General features: G+C 48.3%; 7 protein-coding genes and 1 pseudogene. 6 read left to right on the top strand and 2 right to left on the bottom strand.

Annotated features, from left to right (window positions below):
* Positions 1 to 16: 16 nt before the first annotated feature.
* From NDA03_RS18100 to NDA03_RS18085, 4 genes are all read left to right on the top strand, one after another.
* On the top strand, positions 17 to 4,999 hold the full coding sequence (locus tag NDA03_RS18100) for an SdrD B-like domain-containing protein (RefSeq protein ID WP_348238767.1): 4,983 nt from the start codon (positions 17 to 19) through the stop codon (positions 4,997 to 4,999).
* A 74-nt stretch (positions 5,000 to 5,073) separates the two neighbouring features.
* Entirely contained in the window at positions 5,074 to 5,682 is a 609-nt protein-coding gene (locus tag NDA03_RS18095) for a pseudouridine synthase (protein WP_348238766.1), read from the top strand.
* A gap of 223 nt (positions 5,683 to 5,905) precedes the next feature.
* Positions 5,906 to 8,218 (top strand): serine/threonine phosphatase, encoded by a 2,313-nt coding sequence (locus tag NDA03_RS18090; protein WP_348238765.1) that lies wholly within the window; start codon positions 5,906 to 5,908, stop codon positions 8,216 to 8,218.
* A 77-nt stretch (positions 8,219 to 8,295) separates the two neighbouring features.
* Complete coding sequence (locus NDA03_RS18085; RefSeq protein WP_190684582.1) at positions 8,296 to 9,570, top strand: protein kinase; 1,275 nt, start codon at positions 8,296 to 8,298, stop codon at positions 9,568 to 9,570.
* On the opposite strand, the gene NDA03_RS18080 is transcribed toward NDA03_RS18085, so the two are convergent.
* Positions 9,567 to 9,788: a DUF4327 family protein gene (locus NDA03_RS18080; RefSeq protein ID WP_190415607.1), complete on the bottom strand. Its 222-nt coding sequence runs from the start codon at positions 9,786 to 9,788 to the stop codon at positions 9,567 to 9,569. The two genes, NDA03_RS18085 and NDA03_RS18080, sit on opposite strands and share 4 nt — an antisense overlap.
* A 312-nt stretch (positions 9,789 to 10,100) precedes the next feature.
* Between NDA03_RS18080 and NDA03_RS18075 the strand changes: the two genes are divergently transcribed.
* Positions 10,101 to 10,985, top strand: a complete 885-nt coding sequence (locus NDA03_RS18075) for a lipid kinase (RefSeq protein ID WP_190429421.1) — start codon at positions 10,101 to 10,103, stop codon at positions 10,983 to 10,985.
* A gap of 23 nt (positions 10,986 to 11,008) precedes the next feature.
* Here the strand turns inward: NDA03_RS18075 and NDA03_RS18070 are convergent.
* Positions 11,009 to 11,572 (bottom strand): annotated as a pseudogene (locus NDA03_RS18070) (Uma2 family endonuclease); the annotation flags it as partial.
* Here NDA03_RS18070 and NDA03_RS18065 point away from each other — a divergent pair.
* A partial coding sequence (locus NDA03_RS18065) for a hypothetical protein (protein WP_348238764.1) occupies positions 11,501 to 11,683 on the top strand: 183 nt, incomplete at its 3' end. The pseudogene NDA03_RS18070 and the gene NDA03_RS18065 overlap by 72 nt on opposite strands.

Raw genomic sequence — 11,683 nt, 5'->3', positions numbered from 1 at the left:
GCTTTAAAAATTACTCATGCAACTACGATTCAGGCAGCCTTTGCAATTATCATCCAATTCTTATTGCCCTCTACAGAATTTTAAGCTTTGGCTAGTTGGTGGCACAGCAACTATTGCAGCCTTAATTGGAAATCCCAGCGTCACTTCGGCTCAAACTACCTTTCCATCTGTACCGGGACTAAACTTCCAAACAAGCGCGCGACAACGCTGCGCTAATGTTGGTGACTGGTATACCACAAATGGCTTAACTCCCTGTTCGCCTACCAGTATCACTCCAACCACCAGTACCGATAAAATTCATCGCATCAGCGTAAGCATTACTCCAGCAATGATTGCTGCGGGAGGGGGAAGCGTTACTATTACGGTCGAGGATGCAGAGAGTAACGGAGCATTAGATGAGGTTAATGGTGCTAATATAGGAACCTTTACTTGTCCAACAACTGGAGCTACCAGTTGCGACCCGACTCGCTTTCAATTACGGGATGCAACTGGAACAAACGTTCTTCAGAGTCAAGTAATTGGGACGAATACGGGCACAAATGCTACCAATAATACATCTGTTGTTTTTACCGTCAAGCAACCCGGTACATACCAAGTCACGAGTGAGACAGGAGCGGAGCCAATCTTTGGTAATAATGCAACTAACCTCAATGACGATGACAATAGTTTTAAAGTAATTGTTTCTCAGAGTGATGGATTAGTTGGTAACTTCCAAGGCACTGTTCAGCAAAACACTGGAGATAACCTGACAATCCCGTTTTATTTTCTACTCGGTCCTACGAGTAATGGGACGAGTAATTTATTCTTGCGAAATTTTGACTTAGATAATGGCGGAACCATAGATTATATTCGTCCCAACAGCACTACTACAATACCAGGCACAGTATCAAATAATAATGTTTGGAACGGTGGACTCAACAATCTCAACAATGGAGGCGACAACGTAACTGCAACGAATACTAAGTTAGCCACAGGTGGTGATGCTGGAATATGGAAGTTGACAATCAACAATTTCACTCCTAACAATCAAAGCCTTATTGAGTCAAACGCAGATGGCAGCCGCTTACCTTTGTTTGACCAGTCTCCTACAACAGCAGGTAACTTCACGATTACGCCAAGCGATACGCTTTCGACTACAGTTGGTACCCCTGTCGATCATCCATTCACTGTCAAGAATAACTTTTTTACAAATGACATTATCAACCTGACAACTACAGGAACCAATGGGAATTACACGGTGCAATTGCTGGATGCTTCGGGTAATCCTTTACTAGATACTGATAGCAATGGAGTTCTTGACACGGGAATTTTAACTCCAGGGCAAACTGGGAACTTTATTTTGCGCGTGACTCCAAATGCTGGGGCAACTACTGCTGACACTACGCAGATAAATGCTGTTTCCTTTATGGATAACAAGGTCGATCCAGCTAATAACACTACGCAATCTGTTAATAAAACTACTACCATTACTCCAAGCAGCACTGGCTCGATTGGCGACTTAGTTTTCAATGACCTGAATGCAAACGGAACTCAAGACTCTGGAGAACCTGGTTTAGCAAATGTCACTATTACTCTAAGAGATGCCAACGGTAACGTCATTGGCACTACTACAACAGATGCCAACGGCAACTACAGCTTTCCCAATCTGCCAGCAGGCAGCTACACGGTTACAGCCACCAACCCAGCAGGCTTGAACATCACTACGGGTAGCAACCAAGTCCCTGTTAATCTGGCAGCGGGACAGACGGTTAACAATGTGGATTTTGGCTATAGCCAGCCGTCAGGGGGTACGATTGGCGATCGCGTCTTCAACGATCTAGACGGCGATGGCACTCAAGATGCTAACGAACCTGGAATTAGCGGCGTCACCGTTACACTAAAAGATGCCAACGGCAACGTCATTGCCACCGCTACAACAGACGCCAACGGCAATTACAGCTTTACCAATCTCCCTGCTGGCAGTTACACGGTGGATGCGACCGATCCGGCTGGATTTACCCTGACTACGGGCAACGACCCCTTTTCTGTTAATCTGGCAGCGGGTCAAACTGTGAATAATGTGGACTTTGGCTACCGTCAGCCGGGGGGGAAGATTGGTGACTTAGTCTTCAATGATACTAACGGGAATGGCACTCAAGACCCTGGAGAACCCGGTTTAGCCGGTGTCACGGTTACTCTCACAGGCCCAAGCGGCACCTTAACCACGACGACGGACGCCAATGGCAACTACAACTTTAGCAATTTGCCAGCAGGTAGCTACAGCATCACAGTTACCGATCCAACTGGCTTCACCCTGACTACTAGCAACGAACCCTTCAACGTTAACCTCGCTCAAGGTCAGACCATCAGCAACGTGGATTTTGGCTTCCGCCAGACAGGCTCAATTGGCGACTTAGTCTTCAATGATACTAACGGGAATGGCATTCAAGACCCTGGCGAACCCGGTTTAGCAAATATTACCGTTACCCTGAAAAATGCCAATGGTACGGCGATCGCCACAACAACAACGAACGCTAATGGCAACTACACGTTTACCAATCTGCCAGCAGGCAGCTACACGGTGGAAGCGACCGATCCGACAGGCTTCACCCTGACCACGAACAACGATCCATTCTCGGTTAACTTGGGAGCGGGTCAAACTGTCAATAACGTGGACTTCGGCTATCGTCAGACCAACGCCTCCATCGGCAACTCAGTGTTTAATGACTTGAACAATAACGGCATTCAAGACCCTGGCGAACCAGGCATCGGCGGCGTCACCGTTACTTTAACAGGCCCAGGCGGCACCACCGTTACCACGACGACTGATCCTAACGGGAACTATATCTTCAGCAATCTGCCAGCAGGCAACTATACCGTTGCCGTCAACAATCCTCCCCCTGGATTCAATCCAACTGCCACTCCTGCCGCCATCAATCTAGAAACGGGTCAAAACGTCACCAACGCCGATTTTGGTTTCCGCCAACCACAGGGAACGATTGGCGATCGCGTCTTTAATGACACCAACGGTAACGGCATTCAGGATGCTGGAGAACCAGGCATCAGCGGCGTTACCGTCACTTTAACAGGCCCAAATGGCACCGTCACCACGACGACGGACGCCAATGGTAACTACAATTTCAGTAATCTGCCAGCAGGCAACTATACCGTTGCCGTCAACACCCCCCCGACTGGCTTCACTGCCACTGCCACTCCTTCTGCCATCACTCTGGCAACGGGTCAAAATGTTGACAACGCCGACTTTGGCTTCCGCCAGCCGAACAATTCTATCGGTACTCTTGTCTACAACGACTTGAACGGCAACGGCATTCAGGATGCTGGCGAGAAAGGCATTAGTGGTGTCACCGTTACTTTGAAAGATGCCAACGGTAACGTCATTGCCACCACTACAACAGATGCCAACGGCAATTACATCTTCAATAATCTGCCAAATGGCACCTACATTGTCGATGTCACCGACCCGACCGGCTTTAAGCTAACAAGTAACAACGATTTACTTTCCGTTACTATCTCACCTAATAATCCAAACTTCTCTAATGCCAACTTTGGCTTCCTTGCGGGAGGTACGATTGGCGATCGCGTCTTTAACGACACTAACGGCAACGGCATTCAGGATGAGGGTGAACCAGGAATTAGCGGTGTCGCTGTTACACTAAAAAATGCCAACGGTGCTGTCATTGCCACCACCACCACGGACGCTAACGGCAACTACAATTTCAGCGGTCTACCACTCGGCAACTACATCGTCGAAGTCGCCGATCCGGCTGGATTTACGCTGACGACTAACAACGACTCTTCCCCGGTCAGCCTTACAGCCGCAGCACCAATTGTCAATAACGTGGACTTTGGCTTCCGCCAGGCCAATGGTTCTATTGGTGACCTAGTGTTTAATGACTTGGATGGTAATGGTACTAAAGACCCGGATGAACCAGGAATCAGCGGCGTTACCGTCACGCTGAGAGATGCCAACGGCAACATCATTGCTACCACCACCACGGATGCTAACGGCAACTACAGCTTCACCAATCTACCAGTCGGCAACTACATTATCGATGTCACAGATCCGGCTGGCTTTACGCTGACGACTAGCAACGACTCAGTTCCTGTAACCTTCACTCCTGGTAAAGCCGTCACCAATATCGACTTTGGCTTCCGCAAGCCGGGTGCTTCTTTTGGCAATCGCGTCTTTAACGATACTAACGGCAACGGCACTCAAGACGCTGGTGAAACCGGGATTGGTGGTGTTACTCTCACGCTAAAAGATGCCAACGGCAACATCATTGCCACCACCATCACGGACGCCAATGGAAACTACGTCTTCAGCGGTCTTGCCGCAGGCACTTATACGGTAGAAGTCAGCAATCCCCCTGGTTTGACCCTAACCACTAACAATGCCTCATTCCGCGTTACTGTCACCGCCAATCAGACGGTCACTAACGCCGATTTTGGCTTCCGGCAGGCTACACTCGGTGCTGGAAATTTACGTTTGGTGAAACGAATTACCAATGCAACGAGAAATGGCGTTCCGATTAGCGGAATTAATTTCAGCAGCTTTGTAAATGATCCAAATGACCAAAATGATGATGTTCCGGGCTTTGCTCAACTGTCCCCAGTAGGAGTTGTCAAAGTACCATCAGAGAATGCTTTGACTAGCGGCGATGAAGTTGAATACACCATCTACTTCCTATCGGATGGTGGTAGCCCAGTCAATAACGTTAGATTCTGCGACGCGATTCCATCCGGGACTACGTTTATTAGCAATAATTTTGGGTCAGGTAGCGGGATTTCGCTGAATCGCGCGGGAACAGTTACTAACCAAACGAATGCCTCAGATACAGATGCTGGGGTATTCTTATCACCTTTGGCTCCATTGTCTACGGGAAACGCTTGCTCTAACCAAACTAATCCTGACGGGTCGGTTGTTGTAAATTTGGGTGATGTTTCTAATGTTGCTGGTAGTAACTTTGGTTTTGTCCGTTTCCGCGTCAAAATCAATTAATGGGCTGTGGGTAATCGGTCATCGGAATGAACAATTACCAATTACCCATTTTCCAATTCCCAACACCTTGATTTGTGTACCGATATCTGATTTTTTACAAGCCTTATGGCGTCTTAACTCAGTTTACGGACAACACTCCAACTGAGCAGAAACGCAGCACGCTGAAAGATTACATTCCCGTTCCCTCGGTTTATCCAGTCGGTCGTTTGGATTGGGATAGTGAAGGATTGTTGCTGTTGACGAATGACGGGCAAATGCAGCATCGCTTGAGCAATCCTCGATTTGGGCATCCCCGGACTTACTGGGTGCAGGTGGAACGTATTCCGGATGAAGAGGCGCTGAGACATTTGCGCGAAGGTGTGGTTATTCAAGATTACCGGACGCGAAAGGCATTGGTGCAGTTGTTACCCGATGAACCACAACTACCGCCTCGCGATCCACCGATTCGCTTTCGCAAGAATGTGCCGACAGCATGGGTGGAAATGACTTTGACGGAGGGACGGAACCGGCAAGTACGACGGATGACGGCGGCGGTAGGGTTTCCGACGCTGCGGCTGGTGCGAGTTGCGATCGCTCACTTGTCTCTTGTGGGACTGGAACCCGGACAGTGGCGCGATCTAACTTCAATTGAGTTAGAACTATTAAAGAACCTGTGTCAAACTGATGCTAGCCGCATTCAGTAGTGATGAGTTGCGATCGCTATCCACTGAGCGATCGCGTAATGTAGACGTAGCACGAATCATTGAGGGTGCAAGACGTGCGTATGGCATCCCCGTCTGCTAACGCTGACCTTAAGACTTCTACCCGTTGAAGTTGGAAGCTTCGATTGTGACGTGGCAAACTAGATCGCAGTTACTTTGTCTCCCTTAAGTTAAAACACCACACGGGAATCGAGGAAGTTCCGCCATGCTTGTCTGTCCCCAGTGTCAGTTTGAAAATCCAAATACCAACAAGTTTTGTCAAAAATGTGGAACTTCCCTAACCCACAAAGTTTGCCCTGAATGCACAACTCAAGTGCCATTTAATCTCGTAGAGTGTCCCAAATGTGGTGCCACGACGGGAACGGTGTGGTGGGCAATTCTCTCGAAAGATTTAAACTCGCAAGTCGCCGCAGCCGCCACTCCCATGCCTGGGCAGGAAGCGGCAACATCTGATTCTCGCGAAAATATGGAAGTTGCAGAGAGCGCCCCGACTGCTGAAACAACACCGCCGTCACCGGCTGCGGCTTCAGACGCAGCTACAATGCCAGCAGACCTTACAGTTGAAGTTGACCTGGACGGGGCAACTGTACCCTTGCCAAACGCTTCAGGGGCCGGGGAGTTGCAGGCAACCTCTTCACTAGAGGAAAACACTTTGTCAGCAAATTCTTCAGCTTCTACAATGTCACCCTCCGCATCTGTTTCATCAACAGATGCTCAGACTCCAATGGCGGAGAACGAATTAACCGCCTCAAGTTCGGCTGCGGACACTTCCACACAAACAACCCCTGAAAATAGCAGTAGCGGGGAGACTCAATTAACGCCACAGGTTGTATATTTAGACCCTCAACAGCGTTATCAATTGCTAGACTCCCTACCGACCAATTCGGACAGCGCTGAGGTGATGGTGAGAGTTTTGGATTGCCAGCCGTTCCAAAAAGCTCCGCTGACCGCCATTATGGAGCAGCTACAAGGTGCTGAAGCAGCGAATGCTGCAAGTAACTCAGAATCGATGTCTTCTGCGGCGGAATCGGTCAAAAACCGTAATTTTATTGACCAGACGCTGAATGTAAATTCTTTAGCCGCCAAAAGTATTCCCAATATTGCACAAGCATATTTGGATTTACAGAATAAGTTGTCCCCGACCCTGCCAGCGATTCACGATGCATGGCAGCAGGACAGAACTTCCGTTGTACTGCTAGAAGACCGTTCCCAGTGGCCTCTCCTTAATGACTTGGACAATGATGCTCAAATTCCGCTGTTGCAGATTTTGTACTGGCTAGATGAAATGACGAAATTGTGGGTAGCACTAGAACCCTGGCAAATGCGTCAGAGTCTGCTGGAGCTATCAAATCTGCGCGTAGATGAAGATCAGACACTGTGCCTGCAACGCTTGTATAAAGAGCCAGCCAACGCAACCCTGTCACTCGAAAATTTGGGGCAAGTGTGGCAAAAATTATTTGAACTATCAGGGCGATCGCAATTAGATTCTCTGGATCAACTATTGGTTAACCTACAAAGCGGTAAGATTCAAACCCCCTTAGAGCTGAGAGCGCAGCTACAAGCGATCGCTCAAGAACAAGAAGATTCTCAAACCTCAAAAACTCGGATTCAGCCGCCCCTCACCTCAGAAGATCGCGTTCCTGACACCAGCGAGGGCGATGATATGCCTACCATCATCCTACCGATGCAGTTGCTCAGTCTCGACGATGCGGGTACCACGGATATCGGGCGGCAACGCGAACACAATGAAGACAACTTCGGCATCAACACAGAAGTTAAAAAGCAGGAAACTCCACTAGGTCGAACCGTCCAAGCGCGGGGGCTGTATATTCTCTGCGATGGAATGGGAGGACACGCTGGGGGCGAAGTAGCAAGTGTGATGGCGGTGGACACTGTCAGGCGCTATTTCCAAGACAATTGGCAAAACCGTTTACCAACAGAAGACCGCATTCGAGAGGCAGTGCTTTTAGCCAATAAAGCGATTTTTGATATTAACCAACAGCAAGAACGCTCTGGCTCTGGACGAATGGGGACGACCCTTGTCATGGTTTTGATTGAGGATACGAAGGTAGCGATCGCTCATGTTGGGGATAGCCGCCTGTATCGTCTCAGCCGCAAACGCGGTTTAGAACAAATTACAATCGACCACGAAGTGGGTCAACGGGAAATCCAGCGCGGGGTAGACCCTGCCATCGCCTACGATCGACCTGATGCTTACCAGCTGACCCAAGCTTTGGGACCGCGAGACGAAAATTTTGTCCGTCCTGATGTCCAATTTTTGGAACTCAATGAAGATACTTTATTGCTTCTGTGTTCCGATGGTTTATCAGACAACGACCTCATAGAAACTCACTGGCAAACTCACCTTTTGCCTCTCTTAAGTTCTAGAGCCAACCTAGATCAGGGTCTTTTGCAACTCATTGACCTCGCCAATCAGCACAACGGTCACGATAACATCACAGCGGTGGTTATCCGAGCGAAAGTGCGACCAAACCTGGATCAACATCAGATGTTTTAAAAGTTTTGAATTTTGAGTTTTGAGTTTTGAATTCAAACTTAAAACTCAAAACTTAAAACTAATAACTCAAAACTATTATGGTTACGCTGACCCTTCTCGATCCATCGTCTACCTCTCCGCAGCAGTGGAACTTCCAAAGAGCCTCCACGATTCGGATTGGTCGCGCCCCTGATAATGACGTAGTTCTGAATGATGGCATGGTTTCCAGGCACCATCTAGAACTTCGGAGAGTAGGCAACTCATCTAGTAGCAACGGAGGCACCCCATCCGTCCAATGGTTGTTGGTCAATCAAGGCACGAACGGCACCTTTGTCAATGGCATCCTGATTTCTCAGGGGATGGTATCAGATGATTCCCTCATTCAACTGGCGCGAGGAGGCCCGGTACTGAAATTTCAACTCAGTAGCACAGAAGAGCCAGCAACCCTCTCTCAGAAGTCCGGAGAAAGGGCACGCAGTATTCCAATCCCACAGCCAGCAGTCAGTTCTGAAGCAGCTTGTTCTCACGCCGGAAATCCGCCGGGGAATTTGTTCTGCATCCACTGCGGGCAACCTCTAGTAAAGATACATCGCCACATCCGTCAGTATCAGGTGTTGCGGACGCTAGGACAAGGAGGAATGGGCACCACTTACCTTGCCTGGGACCCTGAACGTTTGCGCGGGGAGGCTCTCGTGGTGTTAAAGGAAATGAATGCCGATATGGCACAAAATTCTAAAGCCAGAGAACTCTTTGAACGAGAAGCTCGTACCCTCAAGACACTGCATCATTCAGGGATTCCGCAGTATTATGACTTTTTTGTAGAGGCTGGCAAGAAATACCTGGCAATGGAGCTGATCCAAGGCGAGGATTTAGAAAAGCGCATCTATCTAAAGGGGCCAGTACATCTTAAACAGGCGATTGAGTGGATGATTCAAGCCTGCGACATCTTGGGCTATATCCACAGTCAAGATCCGCCCCTCATTCACCGGGACATTAAACCGGCAAATTTGATGGTGCGCTTTCGGGACAATCAGGTGGTTGTTTTGGATTTCGGGGCAGTCAAAGAAATTGGCACGCCACCAGGCACACGCATTGGTGCCCCAGATTATAGCGCCCCAGAACAAGATCGGGGTCAGCCAGTGACACAATCAGATTTATATGCAATCGGGCCGACCCTAATTTTTCTATTAAGTGGTGAAAGCCCCCAAAAGTTTTATAAACGAAAGGGGATGGGTTACAGATTCAATGTCGAAGGGATGCCGACAATTACACCCCAACTGCGGATAGTGATAGAGAAAGTGACAGAACCCCGACCGAGCGATCGCTATCAATCAGCATGGGAACTTTCCCAAGCTTTAACCGCCTGCCTTTAATCCTCGTCTTCCCAAGCTTCAACCGCCAGCAGTTCGCTGACTGGATCTTGCATGGTAAATCCAAATTCCAACAGTTCTTTTTTCCAGTAAGACCACTCATCTCCATAGAGGAGAGCGATTTTCCAGAGTTTATCTGTGGGCTTGATAATATTCGATGTTACAAGTGAATGCATTTGACGCTGCATTTTCACCATTGGGTGAATTACTTGCTGAGTCATAGGGTCTAGAAATCAGTTTTGTAAATACTACGAAGTAAAAAAGCTTCCCGCTTCTGAGATTTAATGCGTAGAATTCTATGCGCTAGGGAAGCAATCCTTTATCCTTGTAGCGTATATTAGGGTATTCTGGCAAGTGTTTTGACAAGTTTTGTACGGAAATTACTACCGTCGCATCCCCTAAGAGCGATTGGAAGCTCCTTTGCAACACAACTAGACAGTATCGCAGGCTGCAATCGGAAGCATATACTTGAGGCTGGGAGGATTGGGGTAATTTCTTTCTACCAATGACCGATTTCCCTCAAAACAATGCAAATGAGTCAGCGGGCACTGCTGTTAGTGAATCCGAATGCTCGACGAGGTCAAGACGCCAGACGGCAAGCAGTTGAACAATTGCAACAACTGGGTTTTGAACTAGTAGAGGAAAAGAGTGAAAATCCCAAGCAGTTTTCTGAACTTATTCGGAAACACTGCCAACAGGTTGATTTGGTCATCATTGGGGGTGGAGATGGCAGTGTCAATGCAGCAGTCGAAGGATTGCTAGATACTGACTTACCTTTGGCAATTTTGCCTTTAGGCACCGCCAATAATCTGGCAAGAACCCTAAATATTCCCCAGTCGCTGCCAGAAGCTTGTCAAATCATTGCCAATGGTCAAATTCAACGGATTGACTTGGGCTGGGTGAACGGACAGTATTTTTTCAATATTGCCAGTCTGGGACTGAGTGCAGAAGTAAACCGCAGAGTCTCCAAAAGATTGAAGCGGCATTGGGGCGTTTTTGCTTATATTGCTACAGCAGTGCAAGTTATTTCGACTGTGCGACCGTTTTGGGTTGATATCCACTGGGAAGGTCAGTCTATCGAAGTAAAAACTTTGCAGATTACGGTGGGGAATGGCCGCTATTACGGCAGTGGCTTAGTGATTGCGGATGATGCTACCATTGACGACCAAAGGCTGGATCTGCATAGTTTGGAAATTCAGCATTGGTGGGAAACCCTGCCGTTGGTATTTGCTGCTTTGCGGGGAAAATCTGCGATAGGTAGGGGGGTGCGTACCATCCAGGGTAAAGACATTGAGTTATATACTCGAAAACCTTATCCAATTAATACCGATGGGGAAAGAACAACGGAGACGCCAGCCCGATTTCGGGTGATTCCGCAAGTTCTATCGGTTTTTGTGCCGTCATCTAGCAAAAGGTAGATAAATAGGGTAAGAGCGATCGCTTACTCTAGATCGATACCGAGCGATCGCAGTCGTTCAGCCAATCGTTCGGCGCGTTGTCGTTCTTGTTCTAGTTGGGATTGAGCCTGTTGAGCCTGCGCTTGAGCTTGCTGAGCTTGCACTTGAGCCTGTTGAGCGGCTTCTACTGCCTGTTGAGCGGCTTCTTCTGGGGTCGGTACGCAATCGCCTTCTGGAGTAAAGTAGCGTAGCTGTCCCTGTTCTACGCCCAGATACAAGCCTAGCTCCTCACTCCAACGCCAGCTCTTTTCATTTGGGGCAATTTCCTGATATTGATTTCCCATCAATCGAAAACCTTGAAATTCCAGCGTATCTGGGGAAAACCAGAAATACTCCGGCGTGCGGAAGCGGTCTTGATACAAGTCTTTCTTCAAACTGCGGTCTGTCGTGGCGGTAGAAGTTGATAGCAACTCGATAATCAAATTGGGATACTTGCCATCTTCTTCCCACACCACCCAAGCATTGCGAGGAGATTTTTGGGTCTGTTTGACCAAGAAGAAATCGGGACCCCGAAAATCACGATTTCTCAGTTGTTGCCGACTAAAATAACGTCAGTACGGGATAAGGAAAAAGCTAAATCTCTTGCCCAGCAAGGCTTGCAGCCAATTTATCTCATGAGTCAAAAGGAAAAGGAGGGGGATAATGCTGAAAATCTCAAA

The organism is Trichocoleus sp. Lan, assembly GCF_039961855.1.
Lineage (GTDB): Bacteria > Cyanobacteriota > Cyanobacteriia > Cyanobacteriales > FACHB-T130 > FACHB-T130.
This window is presented reverse-complemented; position numbering and strand designations above follow the sequence as displayed.

Coding starts and splice junctions, on each gene's coding strand:
- NDA03_RS18075 (WP_190429421.1), top strand. CDS start 10,101: ATGAGTCAGCGGGCACTGCTGTTAGTGAATCCGAATGCTCGACGAGGT.
- NDA03_RS18090 (WP_348238765.1), top strand. CDS start 5,906: ATGCTTGTCTGTCCCCAGTGTCAGTTTGAAAATCCAAATACCAACAAG.
- NDA03_RS18080 (WP_190415607.1), bottom strand. CDS start 9,788: ATGACTCAGCAAGTAATTCACCCAATGGTGAAAATGCAGCGTCAAATG.
- NDA03_RS18085 (WP_190684582.1), top strand. CDS start 8,296: ATGGTTACGCTGACCCTTCTCGATCCATCGTCTACCTCTCCGCAGCAG.
- NDA03_RS18100 (WP_348238767.1), top strand. CDS start 17: ATGCAACTACGATTCAGGCAGCCTTTGCAATTATCATCCAATTCTTAT.